At 71.2% G+C, this 26,105-nt stretch carries 26 protein-coding genes and 2 tRNA genes; 15 read left to right on the forward strand and 13 right to left on the reverse strand.

All coding sequences use genetic code 11. From position 1 onward, the window contains the following. Nucleotides 1-133 precede the first annotated feature (133 nt). The 5 genes from ACFWR9_RS12005 to ACFWR9_RS12025 all read right to left on the reverse strand — a co-directional run bounded on the left by ACFWR9_RS12005 (nt 134) and on the right by ACFWR9_RS12025 (nt 3,671). Nucleotides 134-691: a hypothetical protein gene (locus ACFWR9_RS12005; RefSeq protein WP_383839438.1), complete on the reverse strand. Its 558-nt coding sequence runs from the start codon at nt 689-691 to the stop codon at nt 134-136. A gap of 28 nt (nt 692-719) precedes the next feature. Further along, nucleotides 720-911, reverse strand: a complete 192-nt coding sequence (locus ACFWR9_RS12010) for a hypothetical protein (protein WP_383839441.1) — start codon at nt 909-911, stop codon at nt 720-722. A gap of 156 nt (nt 912-1,067) precedes the next feature. After that, nucleotides 1,068-1,940, reverse strand: coding sequence for an LLM class F420-dependent oxidoreductase (locus tag ACFWR9_RS12015; protein WP_383839443.1), 873 nt, complete (start codon nt 1,938-1,940; stop codon nt 1,068-1,070). Nucleotides 1,941-2,088: 148 nt separating this feature from the next. Continuing rightward, nucleotides 2,089-2,583, reverse strand: coding sequence for a heme-degrading domain-containing protein (locus ACFWR9_RS12020; protein ID WP_383839446.1), 495 nt, complete (start codon nt 2,581-2,583; stop codon nt 2,089-2,091). Beyond that, a complete protein-coding gene (locus ACFWR9_RS12025; protein WP_383839449.1) occupies nt 2,580-3,671 on the reverse strand; it encodes a Gfo/Idh/MocA family oxidoreductase in 1,092 nt (363 codons plus the stop codon). The genes ACFWR9_RS12020 and ACFWR9_RS12025 overlap by 4 nt, the downstream gene beginning before the upstream one ends. Before the next feature lie 215 nt (nt 3,672-3,886). On the opposite strand from ACFWR9_RS12025, the gene ACFWR9_RS12030 reads away from it, so the two are divergent. The 9 genes from ACFWR9_RS12030 to ACFWR9_RS12070 all read left to right on the forward strand — a co-directional run bounded on the left by ACFWR9_RS12030 (nt 3,887) and on the right by ACFWR9_RS12070 (nt 12,946). Then, the gene (locus ACFWR9_RS12030; RefSeq protein ID WP_383839702.1) at nt 3,887-5,311 is read left to right on the forward strand and encodes an ROK family protein; all 1,425 of its coding nucleotides are present in this window, start codon (nt 3,887-3,889) and stop codon (nt 5,309-5,311) included. Nucleotides 5,312-5,410: 99 nt separating this feature from the next. Beyond that, nucleotides 5,411-6,283, forward strand: a complete 873-nt coding sequence (locus ACFWR9_RS12035; protein WP_383839452.1) for a hypothetical protein — start codon at nt 5,411-5,413, stop codon at nt 6,281-6,283. Nucleotides 6,284-6,388: 105 nt separating this feature from the next. Continuing rightward, entirely contained in the window at nt 6,389-7,144 is a 756-nt protein-coding gene (locus ACFWR9_RS12040; RefSeq protein ID WP_383839455.1) for a GntR family transcriptional regulator, read from the forward strand. Between the two features lie 132 nt (nt 7,145-7,276). Further along, the gene (locus tag ACFWR9_RS12045) at nt 7,277-8,401 is read left to right on the forward strand and encodes a TIGR03364 family FAD-dependent oxidoreductase (RefSeq protein ID WP_383839458.1); all 1,125 of its coding nucleotides are present in this window, start codon (nt 7,277-7,279) and stop codon (nt 8,399-8,401) included. Between the two features lie 7 nt (nt 8,402-8,408). Then, nucleotides 8,409-9,104 (forward strand): HAD family hydrolase, encoded by a 696-nt coding sequence (locus ACFWR9_RS12050; RefSeq protein WP_383839460.1) that lies wholly within the window; start codon nt 8,409-8,411, stop codon nt 9,102-9,104. Next, a complete protein-coding gene (locus ACFWR9_RS12055) occupies nt 9,104-10,165 on the forward strand; it encodes an ABC transporter ATP-binding protein (protein WP_383839464.1) in 1,062 nt (353 codons plus the stop codon). The genes ACFWR9_RS12050 and ACFWR9_RS12055 overlap by 1 nt, the downstream gene beginning before the upstream one ends. Continuing rightward, complete coding sequence (locus ACFWR9_RS12060) at nt 10,158-11,063, forward strand: 2-aminoethylphosphonate ABC transporter permease subunit (protein WP_383839466.1); 906 nt, start codon at nt 10,158-10,160, stop codon at nt 11,061-11,063. The genes ACFWR9_RS12055 and ACFWR9_RS12060 overlap by 8 nt, the downstream gene beginning before the upstream one ends. After that, nucleotides 11,050-11,847, forward strand: a complete 798-nt coding sequence (locus ACFWR9_RS12065; protein ID WP_383839469.1) for an ABC transporter permease — start codon at nt 11,050-11,052, stop codon at nt 11,845-11,847. The genes ACFWR9_RS12060 and ACFWR9_RS12065 overlap by 14 nt, the downstream gene beginning before the upstream one ends. A gap of 43 nt (nt 11,848-11,890) precedes the next feature. Beyond that, the gene (locus ACFWR9_RS12070; RefSeq protein ID WP_383839472.1) at nt 11,891-12,946 is read left to right on the forward strand and encodes a 2-aminoethylphosphonate ABC transporter substrate-binding protein; all 1,056 of its coding nucleotides are present in this window, start codon (nt 11,891-11,893) and stop codon (nt 12,944-12,946) included. 41 nt (nt 12,947-12,987) lie between these two features. On the opposite strand, the gene ACFWR9_RS12075 is transcribed toward ACFWR9_RS12070, so the two are convergent. The 3 genes from ACFWR9_RS12075 to ACFWR9_RS12085 form a co-directional block, all read right to left on the reverse strand. Then, nucleotides 12,988-13,767, reverse strand: a complete 780-nt coding sequence (locus ACFWR9_RS12075) for an HAD-IIA family hydrolase (protein ID WP_383839475.1) — start codon at nt 13,765-13,767, stop codon at nt 12,988-12,990. 157 nt (nt 13,768-13,924) lie between these two features. After that, nucleotides 13,925-14,359 carry a hypothetical protein gene (locus tag ACFWR9_RS12080; RefSeq protein WP_383839478.1) on the reverse strand — a complete coding sequence of 145 codons (435 nt, stop codon included), beginning with the start codon at nt 14,357-14,359 and terminating at the stop codon, nt 13,925-13,927. Then, nucleotides 14,299-14,562: a hypothetical protein gene (locus tag ACFWR9_RS12085; protein ID WP_383839705.1), complete on the reverse strand. Its 264-nt coding sequence runs from the start codon at nt 14,560-14,562 to the stop codon at nt 14,299-14,301. Before ACFWR9_RS12085 ends, ACFWR9_RS12080 begins: the two co-directional genes overlap by 61 nt. A gap of 234 nt (nt 14,563-14,796) precedes the next feature. Here ACFWR9_RS12085 and ACFWR9_RS12090 point away from each other — a divergent pair, with 234 nt between their 5' ends. The 3 genes from ACFWR9_RS12090 to ACFWR9_RS12100 all read left to right on the forward strand — a co-directional run bounded on the left by ACFWR9_RS12090 (nt 14,797) and on the right by ACFWR9_RS12100 (nt 17,142). Further along, nucleotides 14,797-15,351 (forward strand): hypothetical protein, encoded by a 555-nt coding sequence (locus tag ACFWR9_RS12090; protein ID WP_383839480.1) that lies wholly within the window; start codon nt 14,797-14,799, stop codon nt 15,349-15,351. Nucleotides 15,352-15,353: 2 nt separating this feature from the next. Then, nucleotides 15,354-16,028, forward strand: a complete 675-nt coding sequence (locus ACFWR9_RS12095) for a class F sortase (protein WP_383839483.1) — start codon at nt 15,354-15,356, stop codon at nt 16,026-16,028. An 88-nt stretch (nt 16,029-16,116) separates the two neighbouring features. Then, nucleotides 16,117-17,142: a glycoside hydrolase family 6 protein gene (locus ACFWR9_RS12100; RefSeq protein WP_383839485.1), complete on the forward strand. Its 1,026-nt coding sequence runs from the start codon at nt 16,117-16,119 to the stop codon at nt 17,140-17,142. Nucleotides 17,143-17,239: 97 nt separating this feature from the next. On the opposite strand, the gene ACFWR9_RS12105 is transcribed toward ACFWR9_RS12100, so the two are convergent. From ACFWR9_RS12105 to ACFWR9_RS12115, 3 genes are all read right to left on the reverse strand, one after another. Then, nucleotides 17,240-19,177: a galactose oxidase-like domain-containing protein gene (locus ACFWR9_RS12105; RefSeq protein ID WP_383839488.1), complete on the reverse strand. Its 1,938-nt coding sequence runs from the start codon at nt 19,175-19,177 to the stop codon at nt 17,240-17,242. Further along, the gene (locus ACFWR9_RS12110; protein WP_383839491.1) at nt 19,174-21,165 is read right to left on the reverse strand and encodes a glycosyltransferase family 2 protein; all 1,992 of its coding nucleotides are present in this window, start codon (nt 21,163-21,165) and stop codon (nt 19,174-19,176) included. The genes ACFWR9_RS12105 and ACFWR9_RS12110 overlap by 4 nt, the downstream gene beginning before the upstream one ends. 243 nt (nt 21,166-21,408) lie before the next feature. After that, nucleotides 21,409-21,482, reverse strand: a tRNA-Lys gene (locus ACFWR9_RS12115). A gap of 188 nt (nt 21,483-21,670) precedes the next feature. Here ACFWR9_RS12115 and ACFWR9_RS12120 point away from each other — a divergent pair. The 3 genes from ACFWR9_RS12120 (at nt 21,671) to ACFWR9_RS12130 (ending at nt 24,904) form a co-directional block, all read left to right on the forward strand. Further along, the gene (locus tag ACFWR9_RS12120) at nt 21,671-22,975 is read left to right on the forward strand and encodes a peptidoglycan-binding protein (protein WP_383839494.1); all 1,305 of its coding nucleotides are present in this window, start codon (nt 21,671-21,673) and stop codon (nt 22,973-22,975) included. Nucleotides 22,976-23,035: 60 nt separating this feature from the next. Further along, nucleotides 23,036-24,181, forward strand: coding sequence for an SPFH domain-containing protein (locus ACFWR9_RS12125; protein ID WP_383839497.1), 1,146 nt, complete (start codon nt 23,036-23,038; stop codon nt 24,179-24,181). Nucleotides 24,182-24,298: 117 nt separating this feature from the next. After that, nucleotides 24,299-24,904: a lytic polysaccharide monooxygenase gene (locus tag ACFWR9_RS12130; protein WP_383839500.1), complete on the forward strand. Its 606-nt coding sequence runs from the start codon at nt 24,299-24,301 to the stop codon at nt 24,902-24,904. Nucleotides 24,905-24,948: 44 nt separating this feature from the next. On the opposite strand, the gene ACFWR9_RS12135 is transcribed toward ACFWR9_RS12130, so the two are convergent. Then, nucleotides 24,949-25,022 (reverse strand) — tRNA-Lys (locus tag ACFWR9_RS12135). Between the two features lie 96 nt (nt 25,023-25,118). Beyond that, nucleotides 25,119-25,877 carry an IclR family transcriptional regulator gene (locus ACFWR9_RS12140; protein ID WP_383839503.1) on the reverse strand — a complete coding sequence of 253 codons (759 nt, stop codon included), beginning with the start codon at nt 25,875-25,877 and terminating at the stop codon, nt 25,119-25,121. Nucleotides 25,878-26,105 lie beyond the last annotated feature (228 nt).

The raw sequence follows: 26,105 nt of genomic DNA on the forward strand, positions 1-26,105 counted from the left end.
GGTGAGGTTTATCACACCCTGGAGGGTGGGTACCGCCACGGGGTGAACACCGTCGACGCGTGACACGGGGGGTTGGGCCGTGCCGGTGCGGGACGCGGCGTTCGCGTCCCGCACCGGTGTCGTTTCCGCTGTCTCAGTCGATGCCCGAGGTCTTCTCGATGAGGCGGGTGAAAACGATGAGAGCCCCCATGGCGGGAAGGAGGCCGGCCAGCGTCCAGAGGATGCAGAACCCCGCCGCACCCGCGACCGCCATGCGGAACGCCGTCGGGGCGTCTTCGGAGATTCCGGCCACGACCAGCAGGAGAACGGTCGAAAGAACCCCCATGGCAATGACCGTGAAGAACGGCCACAAGTAATTGGTGATGGGCAGGAGCCGTGCTTTCCTCGCCTTCTTGAGGAAGTTGTTGTCGCAGGCGCGTGTGATCATCGCCAGGATGGCGAAGACCGACCCGATGATGATGCCCACCATGGAGACGGCGACCCCCAGCGCCTCCTCCATCGGCAGGTCGTCGTCGTGGCCGAGCCAGGCGCCCCCCGCTCCGCCCAGGACCGCGCTCAGCAACTCGCCCCACCATCCGCTCCTCAGGCTGATGTGCACGAGCCTCATGAACTCCATGAAGTACTTGTCGCCCAAGGTGCGCCCGGGGGGTTCCTCCGGATAGGAGTCAAAAGCATTCGGCGTCTGGGTCACGGACGCTCCCCCTCGCCTGCTGCGGCTCTCAGCGAGCGACGTTCACACGATGCTTCTCAGCTTCCATGGCCGAGCCGTGCGCACGCATCTTGCGTATCGCGTCGTACAGCGACGGGCAGCGCCCTGCGGCGTGGCCGAGCCCGGAGACGGTCACCTGCGGGTCGGCGTCGAAGTCACGTGTACCGGCGTGCTGGGTGGGCCCTCGAAGGGAACCATTCATTGCGCATGCCACCTTTCGTGATGCGTGCCGGACGGCGCCGCAAGGGGACGGAGTCATGACCTGCGCATCACGATATGGCTCCTTTGTCGATCCGGCCTGTTCACTTCGGAACCACCAGTGAGTGAACAACTCCTGAATGCGACGCGAATGTTTGGCTCAGTCCAGCAGGGCGGCCAGCCTGCGCCAGCCCTCCCTGGGAATCCGCGTCATGTCGTCCTCCACCACCTGGAGGGCCACGTGGTCGGCGCCGGCGTCGAGGAAGGCGTCGATCCGGGCGCGGATCGTGTCCTCGTCGCCCCAGGCGAAGACGGCGTCGATCAGGCGGTCGCTGCCGCCGCCGGCGACGTCCGTGTCGGTGAAGCCGAGGTTCAGGAAGTTCTTCGTGTAGTTCGGCAGCTCCAGGTACCGGGCGAGGTAGGCGCGGGCCGTCGCGCGGGCGCGGGCCGGGTCGGAGTCGAGGACCACCTTGAACTCCGGGGCCAGCAGTGGGCCCTCGCCGAGCCGCTCGCGGGCCTCGGCGGTGTGCTCCGGGGTGACCAGGTACGGGATCGCGCCCGCCGCCCGGTCCCGGGAGAGGTCCAGCATCTTCGGGCCGAGCGCGGCCAGCACCCGGTGACCGGACCGCATCCCGGCCCGGTCGAGGCCGTCGAGGTAGCCGACCATCGTCGAGTACGGGCGCCGGTACCCCTCCACACGCGGGCCGTGACTCACCCCGAGGCCGAGCACGAAGCGGCCCGGGTGTGCCACCTCCAGCTCGGCGAAGCTCGCCGCCGCCTCGGCCACCTCGTGCTCCCAGATGCTCTGGATGCTGGTGCCGACGACGATCCGCGAGGTCGCCTCGATCAGCGGGGCGGCGTGCCGGGCGGAGCTGCTGCCGCCCAGCCACAGGGCGCCGTACCCGAGCCGCTCCAACTCGGCGGTGGCCTCGGCGCGTTCACGGCCGCCTGCCGGGTCCTCGGCGCGCAGCTGCACGCTCCAGACGCCGTACCGTCCGACCGATTCCCGCAAAGAAGCCTTCGTGTCGCTCATCAGCCGCGATCCCTCCGGTGGGGCGTTGTGATCGTCATGCGTACACCGCGTGCCAACCGGAGGGGACGGGCCGTGATTCCCGGGGACCGCCGTAAGGGGCGTAAGGGCGTAAGGGCGTAAGGGCCTAACGGCGTATGGGCGTACTGGGCTACTCGCCGAGGAAGCGCTCCAGCGCCTCCACGACCAGCAGGTGGTCCGCCACCTGCGGCAGCCCGGACACCGTCACCGAGCCGACCACGCCGACGTCGGCCACCGTGACCGGGAAGGAGCCGCCGTGCGCCGCGTACCGGTCGGGGTCGAGCCGCGAGGACTCCTCGAACGTCGTGCCCTTGGCCCGGAAGCGGGAACCGACCAGGTACGACGCCGAGCCGTACCGCTCCACCACCCGGCGCTTGCGCGCGATCCAGGCGTCGTTGTCGGGGGTCGAACCGGGCAGGGCGGCGTGGAAGAGCTGCTGCCCGGCGCGGTGGATGTCGATGGCGACGGGCGCCTGACGCTCGCGGGCCAGTTCCACCAGCAGGGAGCCCAGTGCCCACGCGTCTTCGTGGGTGAACCGGCGGAACACCAGGCGGCGTTCCTGCTCCTCCAGCTCCGCCACGGTCGGTACGAATGCCTCGGCTGCCTTGGGTGCCTCGGGACTCACAGGGCCACCACCACTCCGTCGCGGGCGGACCGGCGGGCCGCCTCCAGTACGTCCAGGGTGTCGGCCGCCTCCCGGGCGTCCACCGGGTTCGGGCCGCCCTCCAGCAGGGCCTTCGCCACGGCCGCGTAATAGGCCGGGTAGTCGCCGGGAACGGTCGGCGCCGCGCTTCCGTCGCCGGTCACCGGGGACTCACCGGAGCCCAGCCGGCCCCACAGTGACTCGTCCTCCTCGCCCCAGCCGGGTCCCGGCCGCCCGCCCTCGCGCAGCGCCGCCTCCTGCGGGTCCAGGCCGTGCTTGACGTAGCCGGCCTTCGAACCGAGCACCCGGAAACGGGGGCCCAACTGGGCGGCGGTGGAGGAGACGTAGAGGTGGGAGCGGACGCCGCTCGCGTGGGTGAGGGCGATGAACGTGTCGTCGTCCGCCTCCGCGCCCGCGCGCCGGACGACGGACTCCGCGTACACCTGCGTGGCCGGGCCGAACAGGACGAGGGCCTGGTCGACGACGTGGCTGCCGAGGTCGTACAGCAGACCCCCGATCTCCGCCGGGTCGCCGGACTCGCGCCAGCCGCCCTTGGGCTTCGGCCGCCAGCGCTCGAAGCGCGACTCGAAGCGCCATACGTCGCCCAGGGCGTCCTCGGCGATCAGCTCGCGCAGGGTCAGGAAGTCGTTGTCCCAGCGGCGGTTCTGGAAGACGGAGAGCAGCAGGCCGCGCTCCTCGGCCAGCGCCGCCAGCTCGCGCGCCTCGGCCGCCGTGCCCGCGACCGGCTTGTCCACCACGACCGGCAGACCCGCCTTCAGGGCCGTCGTCGCGAGCGGCACGTGCGTCTTGTTCGGGGACGCGATGACGACGAGGTCCAGCTCGGAAGCCCGGTCGAACAGCTCGTCCGGGGTCGCCACGGTCCGTACGTCCGGGAACTCGGTGCGGGCCTGCCGCTGCCGCTCCGGGTTCGAGGTGACGACGGTGTCCAGGGTCAGGCCCTCGGTCGCGGCGATCAGCGGGGCGTGGAAGACGGAGCCCGCGAGGCCGTAGCCGACGAGGCCGACGCGCAGCGGACCGCCGGGGGCGTGGGCGGGGGGAGTACCAGTCATGCCTCCCACTTTCACAACGGTGTTGCCAAAGTGCAAGCGCCGGGGACAATGGGGGCGTGAACGGAGCGAACGGCGGAGGTACGGGGGCGGGCGGGGGCCTGGGCGGCGGCATCGGTGAGGGCGTCGGTGCGGGTGCCGGTACGGGCGTCGGCGCGGGTGCCGGTAAGGGCATCGGCGCGGGTATCGGTACGGGCCCGGCGCGCGGTGGCGGCGGGATGAGCGGAATGAGCGGGATGAGTGGGATGAGCGGGATGCGGGGCGGGTCCGGCGGGGCCAACCTGCTCGCGCTGCGCAGTCACAACACCGCCCTCGTCCTCGACCTGCTGCGCGGCGCCGGCCCGGAGGGCATCAGCCGGCTCGAACTCGCCGAGCGGACCGGGCTCACCCCGCAGGCGGTCAGCAAGATCACCGCCCGGCTGCGGGACCGTGGCCTGGCCGCCGAGGCCGGACGCCGCGCGTCCACGGGCGGCAAGCCGCGCACCGTGCTGCGCCTGGTGCCGGAGGCGGGCCACGCGGTCGGCGTGCACCTGGACCGGGACGAGCTGCGGGCGGTGCTGGTCGACCTCGACGGAACGGTGGTGGGGGAGCGGCGTGCGCCGCTGGACCTCGGCGCGGGTGCGGGAGCCGTGGTGGAGGCGGTGGCCGGGACGGCGCGGGAGCTGACCGCGGACACCCTGCGCCCGCCGGACGGCACCCTCGCCGCCGCTCCCACCCTGCTCGGCCTCGGCGTCGCCCTCCCCGGCCCGCTCGACCACGTCCGGGGCGTGCTGCACCGGGTCACCGGCTTCCCGGAGTGGGACGGCTTCCCCCTGCGGGACGCGCTGGAGCGGCGGCTGGGCGTGCCGGTCGTCGTCGACAAGGACACCAACGCGGCTGCGCTGGGCTTGGCGGTGGGCCTCGCGGGTGGCCTCGCGGCCGGCGGGGCGGGGGGTGATGGGTCGGCGGGTGCCGGTGAGGTCGGTCGCGGCTCGGCGGGTGGCGGATCGGCGTGCGGGGTCGCGGGGGTTGGCGGCGCTACGGGGGGCGGCGCGGTGGGTGATGGGCCTGCGGGTGTCGGCGGGGCGGCGGGCGGCGGTGAGGTTGGCCGCGGCTCGGCGGGTGGTGGCGTGCCGGGTGGTGATGCGGCCGGTGGCGGAGATGCGGCCGGCGGCGCGACCCGTCGTGCGGGCGGGTCCTTCGCCTATCTGCATCTCGGTACGGGGCTCGGTGCCGGTCTCGTCATCGGTGGCGGGGTGCACCGGGGGGCCCGGACCGGGGCCGGGGAGTTCGGGCACCAGGTCATCCAGCTGGACGGGCCGCCCTGCACCTGCGGTGCCCGCGGCTGCATAGAGGCCCTGTGCCTCGCCGCCGTCGGCCGCGGCGACCTCGCGGAGGCGGCACGGGTGCTCGGCGCGGGCGCCGCGAACCTCGCCGGGCTGCTGGACATCGACCTGGTCCTGCTGGGCGGCCGTACCGTCACCGCCGCACCCGACGCCTTCGTCCGGGGGGTGGGCGCCGTCCTCGACGCCCGGGCCCGGCGCGAGGGCGGCCAGGAGGGTGCCGTACCGGTGCGGATCGCGCCCGGCGGGACGCGCGGGGTCGCGGAGGGCGCGGCCCAACTGCTGCTCGCGCCGCTGTTCGGGCGGGGGGACGGCGGCTGAGCCGCGTGCGCCGAACGAGCGCATCGCCGCCGCCGTTCGAGGGGCGTGTCCCGAACGGCGGTGCCGCAGGACCGGACCGTCCGACACGCTCATGTGTTTATGCGACTGTTCACGCCCACGTTCCCCCGCCCGGTGGCGGCAGCCGCCCTCCTCGCCGCCGGTGCCGCCGCGTCCGCCGTCCTCGTGCCCGCCGTTCCCGCGTACGCCTACTCCCCGGATCCCCTGCCCGCCTGCACGGCCCCGGACGACAACGCCTTCCCGCTCACCACCCGCGTCCACGGCGGCCCCGCCCGCTACCAACCCGGCGGGGGCTTCGGCGTCTGGTATCTGGACCTCACCAACACCACCTCCCGCACCTGCTCGGGCGTCCACCCGGTCGTCGTCCTCGTCGACGAGCGCCGGGCCCTGGAACCGTCGCAGCCCCAACTGGAGTTCTACGACGGCGCCGGCCCCCGTCCCGTCGTCTTCGAGAAGACCGACCGGGACGAACTGATCGGCGCCTTCGGTGAGGACGAGAACGCGGGCGACGGCGACGACGCGGCCACCGACCGCTTCGCCGGCTTCACCGTCGCCCCCGGCAAGACCCTCACCGTGAAGCTGCGCCTCTCGCTGACCTCGGACACCGCCCCGGGCGAGGTCACCGCCAACGCGGCCGTCGTCCAGCGCCGGGGCGGCGACGGCGAGTGGATCGGCCAGTCGAACGACTACCGCTTCCGCATCGGGCGGGGCACCCCCGCCGACGCGCCCCCCGACACGTCCCCCGACACGTCCCCCGACACGTCCCCCGACGAGTCCGCCACCGAGCAGAGCGCCGACCCCGCCACCCCGGAGGACCAGAGCACCGGCATCCTCTCCGCCGACGAACTCGCCGGTACCGGACCCGGCCGGGTCGAGACGGCCTTGGCGGTCACCCTCCTGCTCCTCGCCGCCGGTGGCACGGCCCTACTGCTGACCCGCGGACGCCGCCGCTGACGCCACCGCCCCCACCGCCTCACCGCCCCCACCGCCTCACCGCCCCCACCGCCTCACCGCCTCACCGCCTCACCAGGGCGCGCCCCCGTCTGCGACCATCCCTGCGTGGACTATCCGAACGACCAGGCCCCCGGCTCCCCCGTCCGCGCCGGGATCCCGGAGCACGGCCGCGTGCCGAAGTACTACGCCGTCAAGGCGCGGATCGACCGTCTGGTCGGCGAGCTGAGGGAGGGCAGCGCCATCCCCACCGAGCGGGACCTCTCCGAGCGGTACGAGGTCGCCCGCGAGACCGTGCGGCAGGCGCTGCGCGAGCTGGTCCTCGAGGGCAAGCTGCGCCGGCAGGGGCGCGGCACCGTGGTCGCCGGCCCCAAGCTGGCGCAGCCGCTCTCCCTGGCCAGCTACACCGAGGGCGTCCGGCGCCAGGGACGTACCCCCGGCCGCGGGCTGGTCACCCTCGACCGCTTCCCCTGCCCCGACGCGCTCGCCGCCGAGACCGGCCTCACGCGCGGGGAGCCCGTCTGGCACCTGGAGCGGGTGCTGCTCGCCGACGACGAGCGGGTCGGCCTGGAGAGCACCTACCTCTCCGTGGCCCGGCTGCCCGACCTGGACACCGCCTTCGACCCGGACTCGTCCTTCTACGCCCATCTCGCCGGGCAGGGCATCGCCTTCGGTGACGCCGACGAACGCATCGAGACCGTGCTCGCCACCCCGCGCGAGGCGCTGCTCATCGGCACTCCGCCGGCCCTCCCGATGCTGCTCATCCACCGCGTCTCCCGGGACACGGAGGGGCGCCCGCTGGAGCGGGTGCGGACCCTGTACCGGGGCGACCGCTTCTCCTTCACGACCCATCTGCGCGGCTGAAAACCACCGCTCGCCCAGACCGTCAGTTCATAACGAAAAGATAACGGGTCTAGCCCAAACGTGATGACCAGTTCACGCTCTCGTTGTCAGCCGGATTCCTCCGGTTCCCCCTTGGCAAGGAGCGTGGCCGTCGTGAGAGTGATAGTCGTCGGAGCCGGCGTGGTGGGCACCATGCACGCCTGGCACGCAGTGAACCGCGGCCATGAGGTCGTACAGATCGAGCGAGAGACGGAGGCCCGCGGCGCCTCGCTGCGCAATTTCGGCCAGATCTGGGTCAGTGGCCGCGCGGGCGGCGAGGAGCTGGAGACCGCGCTGCGGGCCCGGGAGCTGTGGGAGGAGATCGGCGGCCGGATCCCGGCGCTGGGCTTCCGCCCGAACGGCTCCCTGACCCCGGTCCGCGGCGACCTGGAACGCGCCGTCGCGGAGGCCGCCGTAGCCCGCCCGGACGCCGCCGCCCGGGGCCACAAGCTGCTCACCGCCGGTGAGGCCCGCGCCCTGAACCCTGCCCTGCGCGGCGAGTTCGACGCCGCGCTGTACTGCGAGCGGGACGCCGCCGTCGAACCCCGCACCGCCCAGCTCGCCCTGCGCGCCGAACTCCGCAGGTCCCCGAAGTACACCTTCCTGCCCGGCCGCGAGGTCCGCGACGTCATCGGCGAGAACGCCGTCCGCGACGACCACGGCGACACGCACACCGGCGACGTCGTCGTCCTGTGCACCGGCGCCTGGCTCGGCGGCCTGGTCCGCGAGCTGGCCGGGCCCGACCTGCCCGTGCGGCGGGTCCGCCTCCAGATGATGCAGACCGACCCCCTCGGCGAACCGCTCACCACCTCGGTCGCCGACGCCGACAGCTTCCGCTACTACCCCGCCTACGGCTCGCCCGCCCTGGACGAGCTGAACGCGCGGCAGCCGCAGCCGGCCACGGCCGCCGAACACAGGATGCAGCTGCTGATGGTGCAGCGCGCCGACGGCGGACTGACCATCGGCGACACCCACGAGTACGAGCACCCCTTCGCCTTCGACACCGTCGAGGACCCCTACGACCACCTCACCGGCGTCGTCGAGTCCCTCCTCGGCCGGCCACTGCCCAAGGTCCGCCGCCGGTGGGCCGGGGTGTACGCGCAGTGCACCGACAAGAGCCGCGTCGTGCACCGGCAACGGGTGCGCGACGGCGTGTGGCTGGTCACCGGGCCCGGCGGGCGCGGCATGACCTGCTCACCCGCGATAGCCGAAACCACCGCGAACGAACTGGGTTGGTGAAGCACCTATGACCACGACAGACATCCGCCTCGTCGTCCTCGACATGGCCGGTACCACCGTCGCCGACGGCGGCCTCGTCGAGCGCGCCTTCGACGCCGCCGCCCGCGCACTGGGCGTCGAACCGGGCACCGCGGACCACGCCGAGAAGCTCGACTACGTCCGCGCCACCATGGGCGAGTCCAAGATCTCCGTCTTCCGGCACCTGTTCGGCGACGAGGACCGCGCCCAGCACGCCAACACCACCTTCGAGAAGGCGTACGGCGAACTCGTCGACGGCGGCCTGATCGCACCCGTCCCCGGCGCCCGCGAGGCCGTCGAGGAGCTGACCGCCGACGGCCGTACCGTCGTCCTGACCACCGGCTTCGCCCGCGTCACCCAGGACGCCATCCTCGACGCCCTCGGCTGGCGCGACCTGGTGCCGCTCACCCTGTGCCCCGCCGACGCGGGCGGGCGCGGACGGCCGTACCCGGACATGGTGCTGGAGGCGTTCCTGCGGACCAGGGCCGCCGACGCCGTACGCCAGGTCGCCGTCGTCGGCGACACCTCGTACGACGTCCTCAGCGGCGTACGGGCCGGCGCAGGACTGGTCGCCGGGGTGCGCACCGGGGCCCACGGCGACGACGCCTTCCGCGCGGCGGGCGCCGGACACGTCCTCGACTCGGTCGCCGGCCTGCCCGCCCTGCTGCGGGGAGCAGACGGCTGATGAGCGCCACAAGCAGCGGCATCCGCTTCGACTCGGTCACCGTCGCCTACGACGGCAACGTCGTCCTCGACGCCCTCGACCTCACCGTCGGACCCGGCGAGGTCATGGCGCTGCTCGGGCCGTCCGGATCCGGCAAGACCACCGCGCTGCGGGCGGTCGCCGGGTTCGTACGGCCCGCCTCGGGCCGGGTGTTCCTCGGCGACCGCGACGTCACCGACCTGCCCCCGCACCGGCGCGGCATCGGCATGGTCGTCCAGCAGTACGCGCTGTTCCCGCACATGCGGGTGGAGGAGAACGTCGCCTTCGGACTGCGCGCCCGCAAGGTCCCCCGGGCCGACATCCGGGAACGGGTCGCCGAGGCGCTGGACATGACCGGCATGGGCGCCTACGCCCGCCGCCACCCCCGCGAGCTGTCCGGCGGCCAGCAGCAGCGCGTCGCCATCGCCCGCGCGCTCGCCATCCGGCCCGGCGTCCTGCTCCTCGACGAACCCCTGTCGGCCCTCGACGCCCAGCTGCGCTCCGGCATGCTCGCCGAACTGGCCCGCCTGCACCGCGAGCTGCCCGACGTGTCGATCCTCTACGTCACCCACGACCAGGTGGAGGCGCTCACCCTCGCCGACCGGATCGCGGTCATGGACAAGGCGAAGCTGCGCGCATGCGGGACGCCGAGGGAGTTGTACCGGGCGCCGGCCGATGAGTTCACGGCATCCTTCGTGGGGGGCGCGAACCTGCTGCCGGTGACCGTCGGAGCCGGGGGAGTGTCCTTCGGAGGCGCGGACATCAAGGTCGACACGGGGGGTGCCGCGCGGGGCGCGTCGGCCGTCCTGTGCGTGCGGCCGCATCTCGTCGGGCTCGGGGACGGGCCCAACCGGCTCACCGGGACGCTGGGGGAGATTCAGTGGCGGGGGTCGACGCATCGGCTGTTCGTCGACGTGGGTGGTCATCGGGTGATGGCCGACCTGCGTGAACTGAAGGCTCCGCCGGCGCACGGTGAGTCGGTGAGTCTGCATTTCTCGCCCGAGGATGCGGTGTTGCTGCCCGCTGGGGTGGACCATGGCTGAGGTTGTGCGTAAGCCGCGGGCCGCTGTCGGCTGGTCGCGCCCGGGCGGCGGTAGCCGCAAATCGAGCACAGCCCCGCGCCCCTATGGGGCGCTGGTGTGGGCCCTGCCTCCAGTGGTGCTCCTTGCGCTCTTCTTTCTCTATCCGCTCGCCCTCGTCGTTCAGCAGTCCTTTCAGCCCGACAGCGGCGGGACCTCGCTTGAGCCGTACGCGGACGTCTTCGCCTCGTATGCGTTCCGGGACGCGTTGTGGACCACCGTGTGGCTGGCGGTGGCCGCCACCGTCGGGTGTCTGGTGCTCGGGTTCGTGCTCGCGCTGGTCATCGCGTTCGTGCCGTTCCCCGGGGCGCGGGCGGTGTCGCGGTTCATCGACGTCTTCCTGTCCTTCCCGTCCTTCCTGATCACACTGGCCCTGCTGTTCATCTACGGCTCCGTCGGCATGGCCAACGGGCTGTGGACGGACGCCACCGGGGCGTCCGAGGGGCCCTTCCGGTTCCTCACCACGCCCTGGGGCGTGCTGCTCGCGGAGATCACGTACTTCACGCCGTTCGTGGTGCGCCCGCTGCTCGCCGCGTTCTCGCAGCTGGACACCGCCCAGCTGGAGGCGGCCAGTTCGCTCGGAGCCCGCGCCCCGCGCATCATCCGCCGGATCGTCCTGCCGGAGGCGCTGCCCGCGCTCGCGGCCGGCGGCAGCCTCGTCCTGGTGCTGTGCCTCAACGAGTTCGGCATCGTGCTCTTCACCGGCGCCAAGGGCGTCACCACCCTGCCTACGCTCGTGTACAGCAAGGCCATGCTGGAGTCCGACTACCCGGGCGCCTGTGTGGTCGCCGTCGTCAACGTCGCGATCTCCGTGGGCCTGTACGGCCTCTACCGGGTGGTGAGCCGCCGTGCTGGTGCATAGCCGCAAGGCGAGGTGGGCCCTGTGGGCGGTCTTCCTCGTCCTCTTCCTGCCCCTCTTCGCCCTCCCCCTGCTCGTCGTCCTGGGCGCGTCCTTCGCCACCAACTGGTCCAGCGTCCTGCCGTCCGGCCTGACGACCGGCAACTACCGGGCGGCGACCCGCGGCGAGGCCCTCCAGGCCCTCACCACCAGCCTGGTCACCGCGCTCGCCGCGAGCCTGCTGGCGCTGGCCGCCGGCACCTGGGCCGCGCTCGCCGCCGCCGCGCTGAGCAAGCGCCACCGCAAGGTCATGGACGCTCTGTTCGTCCTGCCGGTCGCCGTGCCCTCCGTCGTGGTCGGCCTGGCGATCCTGGTCGCCTTCTCCCAGCCGCCGTTCCTCCTCAACGGCACCCGCTGGATCGTGATCGTCGCCCACACCGTGCTGGTCACCGCCTTCGCGTACCAGTCGGTGTCCGCGGCGATCACCCGCCTCGACCCGGCGTACGAACAGGCCGCCGCCTCCCTCGGCGCCTCCCCGGCCCACGTCCTCCTGCGGGTGCGGCTGCCGCTGCTGCTGCCGTCCCTGACCGCCGCCGCCGGCCTCTGCTTCGCCCTGTCCATGGGCGAGCTGAGCGCCACGATGATGCTCTACCCGCCGGACTGGACCCCGCTGCCGGTCCTGATCTACGCGGCCACCGACCGCGGCGCCCTCTTCACCGGCTCCGCCGTCGCCGTGGTCCTGATGGCGGCCACTCTGCTGGTGCTGCTCGCCGTCTCGCGCATCCGCACCAAAGCCTCCTACCGCTGACCCGAGCCCGACCGACCTTCTCCCGCAAGGAGTTCACCTCGCCATGCCCGGAAAGCCCCTCCTGCCGCTCGCCGCCCTCTGCCTCCTCGCCCTCCCCCTGACCGCCTGCGGCGCCAACTCCGCGGCCTCCGACGAGAACGTCGTCACCGTCTACAGCGCCGACGGCCTCAAGGGCGAGAACGGCGACGGCTGGTACGACCAGGTCTTCAAGGACTTCGAGAACGAGACCGGCATCAAGGTCGAGTACGTCGAGGGCGGCTCGGGCGAGATGGTCCAGCGCGCCACCCGCGAGAAGCGCAACGCGCAGGCCGACGTGCTCGTCACCCTCCCGCCCTTCATCCAGCAGGCCGACACCAAGGGCCTGCTCCAGAAGTACGCCCCGGCGGGCGTCGATCAGGTCAGCGGCGCCGACAAGGCGGCCAACGGCACCTGGACCGCCGTAGTCAACAACTACTTCGGATTCATCCACAACAAGAAGGACCTGAAGCAGCAGGCCCCCGCCACCTGGGAGGACCTGCTCGACGACACGTACGAGAACAAGATCCAGTACTCCACCCCCGGCGTCGCCGGCGACGGCACCGCCGTCCTGATCAAGGCGATGCACGACTTCGGCGGCGAGAAGCCGGCCATGGAGTACCTGAAGAAGCTCCAGGCCAACAACGTCGGCCCGTCCGCCTCCACCGGCAAGCTCGCCCCCAAGGTCGACAAGGGCGAGCTGCTGGTCGCCAACGGCGACGTGCAGATGAACTTCGCCCAGTCCAAGACCATGCCCAACCTCGGCATCTGGTTCCCGGCCCGCGAAGGCGGCAAGCCCACCACCTTCGCCCTGCCCTACGCGGCCGGCCTGGTCACCGACGCCCCGCACAGCGAGAACGGCAAAAAACTCCTCGACTACATGCTCGGCCAGAAGGCCCAGAAGCAGGTCAGCGAGGTCGGCGGCGGCTTCGCGGCCCGCCAGGACGTCAAGGCCACCGACGCCAACGCCATCGAACTGGCCAAGCTGATGGACGGCGTCGAGATCTTCGAACCCGACTGGAACGACATCGAGAAGAACCTCACGTCGTACGTCGACGCGTGGAAGGAGGCGACCGGGAGCTGAGCTGTCCTGAAGCCGCAGTTGGCGGACTCAGCAGACAGGAATCAGACGAGCTCCACCAGGTCCGCGATCGAGTCCACGACCTTGGTTGCCCGGTACGGGTACTGGTCGATGTCGCCCCTCGTCGTCAGTCCCGTGAGTACGAGGAAGGTCTCCATCCCGGCTTCGAGCCCGGCCAGCACATCGGTGTCCATCCGGTCACCGATCATGGCGCTGGTCTCGGAGTGGGCTCCGATGACGTTCAGGCCGGTCCGCATCATCAGGGGGTTCGGCTTGCCGACGAAGTACGGTTCCTTCCCCGTGGCCTTCGTGATCAGCGCAGCCACGGAACCCGTTGCGGGGAGCGCGCCCTCTGGCGACGGTCCGGTGTTGTCCGGGTTGGTGGCGATGAACCGGGCGCCGTTGTTGATCAGGCGGATGGCTTTCGTCAGTGCTTCGAACGAGTAGGTCCGAGTCTCACCCAGGATCACGAAATCAGGGTCGGTATCGGTCATCACGTAGCCGGCGTCGTGCATAGCTGTCGTCAGACCGGCCTCACCGATGACGTAGGCGGTACCGCCGGGGTGCTGAGTGTCCAGGAACCTCGCGGTGGCCAGGGCGGAGGTCCAGATGTTCTCGACCGGCACCTCAAGCCCGATCCGGTTCAGGCGGGCGTGCAGGTCCCGGGCGGTGTAGATCGAGTTATTGGTGAGGACCAGGAACGGTCGCCCTGAGTCGCGAAGCTTCTTGATGAAAGCATCCGCACCAGGTACTGGGACCCCCTCGTGCATCAGCACTCCATCCATGTCCGTGAGCCACGATTCGATGGGCTTGCGCTCTGTCATGGGGGCGGACTCCTGCCGTGCGTGGGCCGTGGGGTGCCCATGCTAAGCAGTCGTGCGTCCGGACGGATCAGGTCGCCGACCGTTGGACTCCGGCGTATCCATGCGTCAGCCTTCAGTAACTTTTTGTAATTGAACGGTTGCGGTCAGATGTACGCGGTCACTTCCACACGATCTCGATCAAGTCGGCCCGGAACGCTCCGCGCTGTGCCCCGCCCTTGCCCGCAGGCTTGATCACCACGGCCTCGATTCTCCGTGTCATCTCTCGCCGTTTCATCTCGACGGTGTATGTCTCCCACTCGCGGACGATGCGTGCCGCCGCGGAGCCGGCGCGCCTGGGTGCCGCGACGATGGTGGCGACCTTCTCCCTTGTTTTTCTCTCCTTCTCCTCAAGGCGGCGGATCTCGCGGGCGAATTCAGCGAGTGAGAACAGGTCGTCGGCCCGAAGCCGGCGAGCCTCGGCCTTGTCGGCCTGGACCTGCTTCAGGGTCTCCTTCGCCTCGGCTGACTCGGGATCGTCGTCCTGTGTGGGCTTCACATCGTGTGCCTGCATCCTGAGCACGTCGAGCAGGACCTTCTCGACGTGATCCTCCACCGGGGGGCCACTGCGGGCGAGTTTGCCGCAGCCACCGTCCGCAGCGCGGCAGTAGTAGTAGAACCCGTACCTCTCGTAGCTGACGGTGCCTCTTCGTAGATGTCGATGAGCCGTTCGAGGTCGCGTGGCTGGCGAGCGATGCGGTCGATGTTGTGGGCCAGGACGCCGCTGATCACGCCGTGCTCAAGGTCACGGACCATCATCTCGAAGTCCTTGCGCTGCACCCGGCGCTAGTAGGTCGAGGTGTCGTTGTCCTCGTAGATGCGGTGCACGGTGCAGCGCTTGGTCTGCGCGAGGTCGTACACGTCTTCGCAATCGCATCGAGCGGGTCTGAAACCCGTTGCGCCTCGTCGTAACCCGTTCGGAGCAGTCCGGCCCGCGTGCAGGATGCGGGAGGGGGTTCCGCGGGGGAGTCTCCAGGTAACTGGAGGTGCACGATGGGCTCACTGAAGGTCACTCTCTGTGCCGGCGCCACCCTGGCGGCGGCGCTCGCACCGGTCGCGCCCGCCGCCCACGCGGCCGACGGCGCGGGCGTCTCGGTGTCTCCGTCCTCGCCCGCGCCCGGCGGCGACGTCGAGCTGCGCGTGCCCGGCTGCACCGAGAAGACGGCCGTCGCCGTGTCGGCGGCGTTCGTCTCCGACGCACGGCTGACCCTGGCCGCGAGGGACGGCGTCCTCGTCGGCACCGGCACGCTCCGCTCCGGCATGGAGGCCGGCGCGTACGCCGTACGGGTCACCTGCGGCGACGACGCCCGCAACGGCACCGTCAATGTCGGCGAGCGCCGGCGCCCGGCCGCACCCGCCTCTCCCGTCGCCCCCGTCCACGCGGGCGGCGGCGGCAGCGCCCAGCTGGCCGCCGCCGACAGCCGCGAGGAGGCCCGCCCCGAGCCCCCCGGCACCGCACACACCGTGACCGGCCTGGTCCTCGCGGGCATCGCCGCCGTCGCCGTCGCGCTGCGCAGCGTCCGCAGCCGGAGCCGCGGGACGGACTGACCATGTCCGAACCGGACGCGCGAGGCACCACCGCCCCCGGCGGCCGCCTGGTGACCGGCATCGCCTGGACCGTGCTGCTCCTCGGGCTGTGGCTGTGGGGCGGGGAGGCCACCGACGTGCGCGAGGGCATATCCCGGCCCGCCACCGGAGACATGGCGGCGGCCGGCCGGCCCCCCGACGTACCGCTGCCGCCCGCCCACGCCCCCCTCGGCGACGCCCTGCCGCAACGGCTCGACGTTCCCGGCCTCGACATCAGCGCCCCGGTCCTGCCCAGCGGACTCGACGCCGAGGGCGCCATCGAATCACCGCCGTTCGACCGGGCGGGCTCCGTCGGCTGGTACGCGGCCGGCGTCACCCCGGGCGCCACCGGGACGGCGCTGATGGTGGGCCACGTCGACACCGAGGCCCGGCCCGCCGTCTTCTACGAGCTGAGCACCCTGGATCCCGGCGAGACGGTCCGGGTGACCCGCGACGACGGCGGGACCGCCGAGTTCACCGTCGACGACGTCCAGGTCCTCACCCGCGCCGGCTTCGACGCCCAACAGGCCTACGGCCCCCACGACACGGGCCGCGCCGAACTCCGCCTGATCACCTGCGGCGGCACCTTCGACCACACCACCAACAGCTACACGGCCAACGTCATAGTCTCCGCGTACCTGACCGGAACCGGCCCCTAGCACAGGAACCGGCGCCCGGTCCCGGAACCTCTTGAGTGCCAGAGGCGTATGTCAGGATTGAGCCTCGGAACGCACCCAGGGGGGTTGGATGTACGGCAGCAGGGGGGCCGCGACGTTGTCCACGAGGCGAACGTCGGCGGCGGTGCTCGGCGCGGCGCTGCTGCTCGCGGGCTGCTCCTCCTCCGGAGACGGAGAGGACAAGGGCCAGAACGCGGGCGCCAAGATCACGCAGCAGCCCAAGGAGGCCGACCCGTTCTGGGTCAACCCCGACGGCACCGCGGCGCAGCAGGTGGCGTCGCTGGCCGAGGCGGGCGAGAAGGACCAGGCCGAGCAGATCCGCAAGATCGCCCAGCAGCCGACCGGCGAGTGGCTCAGCCCGGAGAACCCCGAGGAACAGGCCCGCGGCTTCACCGAGGCCGCCGACGAGGCCGGGCGCACCGCGCTGCTCGTCCTCTACAACATCCCGCACCGCGACTGCGGCCAGTACTCGGGCGGCGGCGCCGCCGACGGCAACGCCTACCGCGACTTCGTCGACGGCGTGGCCAAGGGCATCGGCGACCGCTCCGCCACGGTCATCCTGGAACCGGACGCCGTGCTCCACCTGGTGGACGGCTGCACCCCGGAACAGTTCCACGAGGAGCGCTACGCCCTCCTCAACGACGCGATCGGCAAGCTCGCCGCCCTGAAGAACACCAAGGTGTACCTGGACGCGGGCAACGTCGGCTGGGGCCACCCCGACCAGATCTTCGACCCGCTGAAGCGGGCCGGCATCGACAAGGCGGACGGCTTCTCGGTCAACGTGTCGAACTTCTACACCACCGAGGACTCCATCGCCTACGGCAAGCAGCTCTCCGCCAAGGTGGGCGGCAAGCCCTTCGTCATCGACACCAGCCGCAACGGCAACGGCCCCTACACCGAGGGCAACCCGGACGAACGCTGGTGCAACCCCCCGGGCCGCGCCCTCGGCGAAACCCCGACGACGAAGACGTCCGACCCCCTGGTCGATGCCTACGTGTGGGTGAAGCGCCCAGGAGAGTCGGACGGCGAATGCAAGGGCGGCCCCAAGGCGGGCGAGTGGTACCCCGAGTACGCCCTGAAACTGGCCCAGGGATAACTCCCCAGGGGCGCGGGGCTGTGACATATGCGGCTCCGCCGCGGGAGCGCGACAAGCCACAGCGCTCCCGCACCCTGAGTCACAACCTGCGGGAGCGCTACGGAACTCGCACCCACTCCGCCTTGGAAGGCGTCCCTTCCCCATCAGTCACGAACATCATGTACCACCCCGACTGAACCAAGTTCTTATTGCTCGGCACCGTCACCGTCAACTTGTCCCCGTCCGCCTCGAAGTCCAGCGCGATCGACCGCTGGTCGACATCCGTGACGTGCGTTGAGGCGCTAGGCCGAATCAACCGCACCTTCTTCACCGTCGACGCCGCCCGCGAGGTGAACGTGCCCGACTCACCGCGCGCGATGGTCTGCGGCCCGCCGGACAGGTCCGGCCGCGAGTCCCGGTACAGATACGGCGGCGTGTAGATCTCGATCCGCTGCTCGAACTTGCCCGGCTTGGTGTTGGCCTTGTCGGCGTAGAGCGAGTCCGACCCGAAGAACATCAGCCGTCCGTCGGGCAGCAGGATCGAACCGGAGTGGTAGTTCCGGCCCACCAGCGGATCGGCCACCCGCTCGAACTCCTCGGAGTCCGGGTGGTACATCCGGGCCTGGAGGATGTTGGAGTCGCCGCGCCCCCGGTAGTCCTCCGAGCCGCCGGAGACCAGCACGCTGTCGTCCGGCAGGATCGAGGCCTGCGGATAGCGCGTGCCCTTCTCCAGTGACGGCCCGTCCACGAACTTCGGGTCGTCCGCCTTGAGGTCGATGATCCGGGTCTTCTCGCTGGACAGCTTGGACTCGCCGACCCCGCCGCCACCGATCACCATGTGCTTCTCGTCCTGCGCCGGCGGCAGCAGCACCGAGTTGGCGGTCTCCAGCATGTTGGCGTCGCTGAGACCGGGCACCTTGGTGAACTTGTTGGTCTCCACGTCCCAGATGCCGGGGTCGCGGCCCACGTCGTCGGGGCCGTAGCCGGCGTTCGCGCCCGAGTAGAAGATCTTGCCGTTCTGCATGAGGAACAGCGCCGGGTACGTCGGGAACTGGCGGACCTTGTCGGTGTAGGTCCACTCCTTGGTCTCCGGGTCGTAGATCTCGTTCTTGCCCGGGACCAGCTGGCCGATGTCGTCGAGGCCGGAGACGCTGAGGATCTTGCCGTCGCTCAGGGTGGTGAGCGTCGGGTACCAGCGGGCCTCGTGCATCGGGTCGACCTTGACGTACTTCTCGGCGACCGGGTCGAACTCGAAGGCGTCCCGGATCCCCTGGAAGTCCTTCTTGTCGAGGGCGAGCTTCTGCGCGATGCCGTAGGTGTTGCGCGCGTCCGTGCCCGACAGGCCCTGGATGCGGTAGTTGTCCTGCGTGCCCGTCTGGTACTTCCGGCCGCTCTTCTGGGCTTCCACGTAGATCCGGCCGAGCCCCGGGTCGTTGCGCACGAACGCGCCGGTCTCCGGGTCGAAGACCTTCTCGGCGCGGGGCACCAGGACCGGGTCCTTGGAGACGAAGGTCTTGCCGTTCTCCTTGCCGGTGAACTTGGTGCCCGCCGGCAGGGTGATCGGCTGGTCCGGGTTCTCGTTGTGGACGATCATCAGGCCGCCGGCCTTGGTGACGTCACCCTTGAGCTTCTCGTACCGCTTGGTGCCGCCCGCGATCAGCAGGTTGCCGTTGGCGAGCTGGGTGTGGCCGGTGCAGAACAGGTCGGCGGGCGTCGGCACCTTCTTGATGGTCCCCTTGACGGGGTCCCAGATCCGGGTGTCGAACTTCTTGTCGTCGAAGTTGTCCTGGTTGTTGCCCGACCCGGCGACGAGCAGCACCTTGCCGGTGCGCAGCAGCGCCGCGTGGATGGTGTTCTGCCGGTACTTCTCGGGAAACTCGACGATCTCCCACTTGCCGTTGGCGGCCTTGTACTCCGGCTGATTGATCTTGTACTGGTGGTATTTCTCGGTTCCGAAGCGGTAGAGCCACGGCCCGTTCATCCCGGCCAGCGCGACTACCACCGCCGTACCTATCGCGAAGCGACGGGCGCGGCGGCGGCCGGCACGGTCTTTCATTCCTTACGTCCCCCAAGTCCCCCGAGTCCACCAAGGGCGATCTGCATGGTCTGGTCGTCGCCCCCGTCGGCGGGCGCTGCCCAGCTGGGCTTCTGCTGCGGCGCGTGCGGCGCGTGCGGCGCGTACGTCTGCTCGGGCGCCATCTGCTGCGGTGGGATCCCCGGCGCGGGCTCCGCGGCCACGGCCGGCGGCCGCTTCTTCGCCTTCCGCAGTTCGTGGCGCCAGGCGAACATCGGCGACGCGGTGATCAGCAGCGCGAACGTCGCCCAGATGATCATGGCGGGGTGGGAGTGCCCGAAGACGAAGCCCGCGGTGATCGAGGCGCCGAAGATGACGATGAAGTACCAGTGGTACCGGAAGGTTCCGAACAGGGTGTCCGGGCTGGCCGAGTCGCCCTTCGGGGTCACCACGAACTTGCTCTTGCGGCGCAGCACCGAGTCGATGAGCGCCTTGGCGTACAGCGGCGCCGACAGCGCGGACATGATCATGCCGGCCACGCCGCCGGAGCCCTCCGGCTCGTGCGGCGAGACGTTGTGGCGGCGGTTCCAGACGTAGAGGCCGATCTGGAGCGCGGAGGCGTTGCCGTAGAGCATCAGCCAGACCGCGGGGTCGATGTTGACGCCCGAGGCGCCCAGGCCCAGGAACAGGCAGCAGCTCAGTGCGGCCAGGATCCAGTTCAGGGCCGACATCGGGTAGAAGATGATCATCATGGTGTAGTTGAAGAGCTTGCTCGGCGGCAGCGAGTACCAGCCCTTCCAGTACTGCTTGAGGATCGTCTCGTACGTCCCTCGCGACCAGCGCATCTGCTGGGTGAAGAAGTCCGTCCAGGCGTTCGGGCCCTCGCCCACCGCGAGCACGTCCGGGGTGTAGACCGAGCGCCACTTGCGGCCCGTGGCCGGGTTCTTGTGGCGGTGGATCTCGAAGCCGGTCGCCATGTCCTCGGTGATCGAGTCGTACAGGCCGCCGATCTGCTTGAGCGCGCTGATACGCACCGCGTTCGAGGTGCCCACGAACATGGGGGAGCCGTACCGGTTGCCCGCGCGCTGGATCAGCGCGTGGAAGAGGAACTGCTGCGACTCGGCGGCCTTGGTGATCGGGTTGTCGTAGTTGCCGTAGACCTGCGGGCCGATGACGAAGCCGACGTCCGGGTCGCGGAAGAAGCCGAGCATCCGCTCCAGGTAGTTGGGCAGCGGCACGTGGTCGGTGTCGACCGAGGCGAAGAAGTCGTAGTCGTCGCCGTGCGCCTCCAGCCAGGCGTTGTAGTTGCCGTGCTTGGTCTTGGCGCGGTGCGGGCCCTTCTTCCGGTTCCACTTGGCGACGCCCTTGCGGGAGAAGTGATGTACTCCCAGGCGCGCGCAGACTTCCTTCACCCCGGGGTCGTCACCCTCGTCGAGGAGCCAGACGTGCATCAGACCGCGGTGGCGGATCCTGACCGCCGCCTCCAGGGTCCTCGTCACCATCTCCAGCGGCTCCTTGCCGGGCACGAAGGAGGTGAGGAAGGCGACCCGGGTGCCGGTCTCGGGCACCACCGGGACCGGGTCGCGGGCGACCAGGGTGGCGTGCGCGTTCGACAGCACGTTCAGGCAGCGGAAGAGTTCGATCAGGCCGATCGCCACGAGCATCACGATGTCGAGCGTGGGTAGCCAGTCGAAGGCGGGGTAGTCGCGCTCGGTCCAGTGCGTGGGCTGGAGCAGCCAGACCAGCAGCACCACCGACAGCAGCGGGGCGGCGGCCAGCATCAGCGCGACCCGGACGCGGTGCGGCTCCTGGGATATCAGCGAGCGGTACTGGACCTTGTACGGCTGGTTCGGGTCGGGCTGGGTGAGGGGGCCCGCGAGCCGGCTGTAGTGCTCGTAGTCGTACTTCGGCAGGGTCTTGCGTATCCGGCGGAACGAGCCGGTGTTCCAGGTCCGATGCCCGGGCAATCTGAGCTGGGTGGTCTGTGACGGGTCGTGGTCCTGCCCGGCGCCCGTCGGCGTCGACGTCATGTGTCATCCCCCCACACGCGGGTCATGCGTGTTTCGTTGCTTCCATCGTCTGCACCGGTCCCCCTCGACCGACACACACCCTATATAGACATGGAGTGGGGGCCCTCGGTTGCATGAGGCCCCCTCGGCACCCGGCCGCTGAACCGGACCAGGGTTCTACGGGATTCGTCATGATCGCAAGGCGTTCGGAACCCGGATACGCCAAAGGCCCCCCGTGTGATACGAGGGGCCTTGGGCCGTCTGTGCGCCGCCAGGGACTCGAACCCCGGACCCGCTGATTAAGAGTCAGCTGCTCTAACCAACTGAGCTAGCGGCGCCTGCTGACCTGCGCAACTCTACCCGATGCCGGGCGGTGCTCCGGACCCCCCGGGCGGCCCGCGCCGGGGGGCCCGTTACATCATTCGGGCCGTCAACATGCGAATGAGGAGACCAGTTGAGAAACTGACGGACATGTACCGAAGTGCACCGCCGCGGACATTTCGATCGGGAGTGTGAGGGGAATCGCATGGAGACTCCCGTATTCGAGGAATTCGATGCCGCGAGCGACTGCGACTGCCCCGGTTGCCGTCACCGGACGCGCGTCCCGCCGCATTCCCCGACGGGCCGGCGCGCGCTGACCGTGGCCACCGCCGCCGTCGCCGCACTGGGGGCGAGCGGTGCCGCCGCGCTCCCGGCCGCCGCCCACGCACCCGTGCGACCGGGCGTCCCCGCAGATGAGGAGCCGGACACCCCCCAGGGTGCCAGGGCCCCGCTGCACGGTCCGGCGGGCCGGCCCGCGCCCGCGCCCGGCGCGGAACTGGCCACCATCAGCCGTACGGAGATCATCGACCGGGCCAAGACCTGGGTCACCGCGAAAGTGCCGTACAGCATGACCGCCTACTGGTCCGACGGATACCGGCAGGACTGCTCGGGCTATGTGTCGATGGCCTGGAAACTGCCGACGAACGAATGGACCGGAAGCCTCGGCACCGTCGCGGACCGGATCACCAAGGGCGAACTCCAGCCCGGCGACATTCTGCTGTTCCACAAGGCGTCCGACCCCCAGAAAGGCTCCCATGTGGTGATCTTCGGCGGCTGGACGGACGGCACGCACACCACCTACACGGCCTACGAGCAGACCCCGCCGCACGCCCGGAAGCTCGCCACGCCCTACGCCTACTGGAGCGATTCCGCGAAGTACCTCCCCTACCGCTACAAGGGCGTCGCGGCGGGCACGGCGAGCACGGCGGGAACGGCGGGAACGGCGGGCACGGCGGGCACGGCGGGCGGGGCGCCGGCCGCGGCCTCCGCCTACCCGGGGGCGTCGTCCTTCGGGCCCGGCGCCAACAACCGGCACGTCACCGAGCTGGGCCGGATGCTCGCCGCCCGGGGTGCCGGACGCTACTACGCCTCCGGGCCCGGCCCGCGCTGGTCGGAGGCGGACCGCAGGGCGACCGAGGCGTTCCAGCTGGCCCAGGGCTGGCGGGGCAGGGAGGCCGACGGACTGCCGGGTCCGGGTACCTGGCGGCTGCTGGCCGAGGGCCGCGGCAAGGATGTCCCGGCGGCGGCCGCGAGTCCGGCCTCGCACGGGGTGGCCGGCTATCCGGGCCGGGCGATGTTCCGGCCGGGTGCGGAGAATCCGTACGTCACCCGGCTGGGCGGGCAGCTCGTGCGGAAGGGGTTCGGCAGGTACTACACGACCGGACCGGGTCCGCGCTGGGGTGAGGCGGACCGGCGGGCCGTCCAGGCCTTCCAGCGCGCCCAGGGCTGGCGCGGTGGCGCGGCGGACGGCTATCCGGGCCCGGAGACCTGGCGGCGGCTCTTCTCGTGACCGTCCGCCCCGAGGTGATCACCCGTTCATGAGGCGTCTGGCGCGGAGGCTGGAGCACGCATGAGTACGACATCGTCAACCAACCCGCAGAGCACGGCCCCGGCCGCCGACGGGCCCTCGCCGGCGTCGGAGACCGGCCCCCGGCCCGCCCGGGTCATTCACAACGAGGCCACCACCGAGATCCCCGTCCACCTGCTCTTCCGCGACGACCCCGATCCGGCGCCGGTGCCGCTGCGGCCCGCGGTCGTCGGCCGCCGGCAGGGCACCGGCGAGCAGCCCCGGACGCGGCGGCCCGAAGCGGCGCGACCGCGTCCGGTGCCGCAGGTCGACCCGGAGCTGACGGAGCGTCCGGCCCGGGTGCTGCCCGGCGCCGCGGGAGTGGCCGCCGGGTTCTGCGGAGCGGCCGGCTGCGCGGTCACCTCCTGGTGGGCCGGGGTCGTACCGCCGCTCGCGGCCCAGGCGCTGGGGCTGCCGGCGTACGCCGGTGCCGGGCTCGGGCCCGCGCAGTGGGCGGCGTACGCGGCGGCGGGGGCGCTCGGGATGTTCGGGTTCGGCGGGCTGGCCCGGGGCCGGACCGGACGGGCCTGGGTGCTCGGGCTGTTCGGCCGCTACCGGGGGACCGTCCGGCGCACCGGCCTGATGTGGGTGAACCCGCTGCTGCTGCGCCGCCGGGTCGACGTGCGGCTGCGGCACTGGCGCAGCGAGCCGATGCCCGCGGCCGACGGCAACGGGGTCGCGCTCCGGGCGGTGACGCTGGTGGTCTGGCGGGTGCGGGACACCGTGAAGGCCACGCTGGGCGTCGAGGACCACGAGACGTATCTGCGCGAGTGCGTCGAGGCCGCGCTGGCCCGGGTCCCGGTGGAGCCGCTCGGCACGGTCCGCAGCTCCGCCGACGTGGCCGGTGACACGCTGACCCGGCTGGTCGCGGCGGACACGGCGCCGGTCGGTCTGGAGGTGTTCTCGGTGCGGCCGGTCCGGGTGGAGTACGCCCCCGAGGTCGCCGCGGCGATGCACCGGCGCCGGATCGCCGCGCTGGACGCGGCACAGCGGGCCAGCGTGCTGACCTCGGTCGTGGACTCGGTGGAGGACACGGTGACCCGGCTGACCGTGCGGGGGCTGGTCGAACTGGACGACTACGAGCGCAAGATGCTGGTGAAGGACCTGACGGTGGCGTTCTGCGCGGGGCGCGGCGACACCGGGCACTGACGGGCCAGCCGGTTCCGCTATTGGTATGGACATGTTCAACTAACGGCAATAATCTGAGACTTGGTCTAGACCTGCACGGCTCACTGAACTTCCCCACACGTCACAGGGAGCAGCAGTATGCGCACAAGGACCAAGATGTACGCCGCCGCGGTGGGCATGGCGACCACCGGAGCCCTCGTGTTCTCGTCCGGCGGCGCCAGCGGCCACGGCTACACCGACCTGCCCGTCAGCCGGCAGAAGGTGTGCCAGAACGGCACCGTCAGCGGTTGCGGCGCCATCCAGTGGGAGCCGCAGAGCGTGGAGGGCCCCAAGGGCTTCCCGGCCTCCGGGCCGGCCGACGGGAAGATCTGTTCCGCGGGTGTCGGATCCTTCGCCCCGCTGGACAGCCCGAAGCAGCCGGGCGGTCAGGCGTGGCCGACCACCCGGGTGAACGGCGGGCAGAGCTACACCTTCCGCTGGCAGTTCACCGCCCGGCACCGCACGACCGACTTCAAGTACTACGTCACCAAGCCGGGCTGGAACCAGAACCACAACCTGGCCCGGTCCGACCTCAACCTGACACCGTTCTTCACGGTGCCCTACAACAACCAGCAGCCCCCGGCCACGCTCTCCCACAGCGGCAGGCTGCCGTCCGGGCTGAGCGGACACCACGTGATCGTCGCGGTCTGGACGATCGCCGACACGGGCAACGCGTTCTACGCGTGCTCGGACGTCACCTTCTGAACGAGCAAGGTCCCCCTCGCCTGGACGAGGGGGACCTTGTGCTGTGCGCCGCCAGGGACTCGAACCCCGGACCCGCTGATTAAGAGTCAGCTGCTCTAACCAACTGAGCTAGCGGCGCATGACTCCCGCCGTCCGCTTCCCGCGGCCGACGACGACGAAAATACTACCCGGTCCGGGAGGTGCTTTCGACCACGTTCCGGATCGTTGGCAGTCCCTAGAGCGTCAGCGACAGCAGCACCGGCGCCGCGTTCCGGTTCAGCTCGTCCGCCGCCTCGCGGAGCCGGTGCGCGTGTTCCACCGGGAGCGACAGGGCCAGACAGCCCACGGAGGAGCCGGCGGTGATCGGGACGGCCGCGCAGACCGTGCCCACCGCGTACTCCTGGAGGTCGAGGACCGGCACGGTGGGCGGCTGGGACTCCAGCCGGGACAGCAGGAGCTTGTCGCTGGTGATGGTGCGCGAGGTCAGCCGGGCCATCCTGTGCCGGGCCAGATGGTCGCGGCGGCCCGCGTGGTCCAGCTGGGTCAGCAGGCTCTTGCCGACCGCGGTCGCGTGCGCCGAGACCCGGAAGTCCACCCACTCGTTGACCTTGGGCATGGTCGGACCGTCCGCGTAGTGGGTGACGCTGACCTCGCCGTCGACGTACCGGCCGATGTAGACGGCGGCGCCCACCGAGTCGCGCAGCCGGTCCAGGGTGCGCTGGAGCTTGTCGCGCACCGCCTGCTCGCGTCCGTCGGCCGAGCCCAGGCGGGCCAGGGCCTCGCCGGTGACGTACGCGCCGTCGGCGGTCTGCTCGACGTAGCCCTCGCGGCGCAGCATGCGCAGGAGCACGGTCAGCCGCTCCCGGTCGAGGCCGGAGCCGCGGCCGAGTTCGGTGGCGGTGACTCCGGAGGTGTGCCGCGTCACCGTCTCCAGGACACGCAGGGCGTCCTGGGCCGAGTGGTGCGGCGCGGTCGGCCTGTGCTGCAGCGCCACGGTGGTCTCCCCCTGCGCTCGCTGGTGCATCCCGGCTTTCACGATAGCCGCCAAGAGGCCTCTCGTGAGGGCGTGTTGACCGGATTCTGAGGCCCTCATCTGCGACGCAGGCCCTCTGGCACATGCCAGTGGCCTGGGGCCCCCCCCCCCCCCCCCCCGCGGGGGGGGGGCCGCCCCCCCCCCGCCCCACCCCCGGGATCTTATAAAAAACACACACACCCACACAGA

The sequence above is a fragment of the Streptomyces sp. NPDC058534 genome (genome assembly GCF_042717365.1).
Taxonomy (GTDB): Bacteria; Actinomycetota; Actinomycetes; order Streptomycetales; family Streptomycetaceae; genus Streptomyces.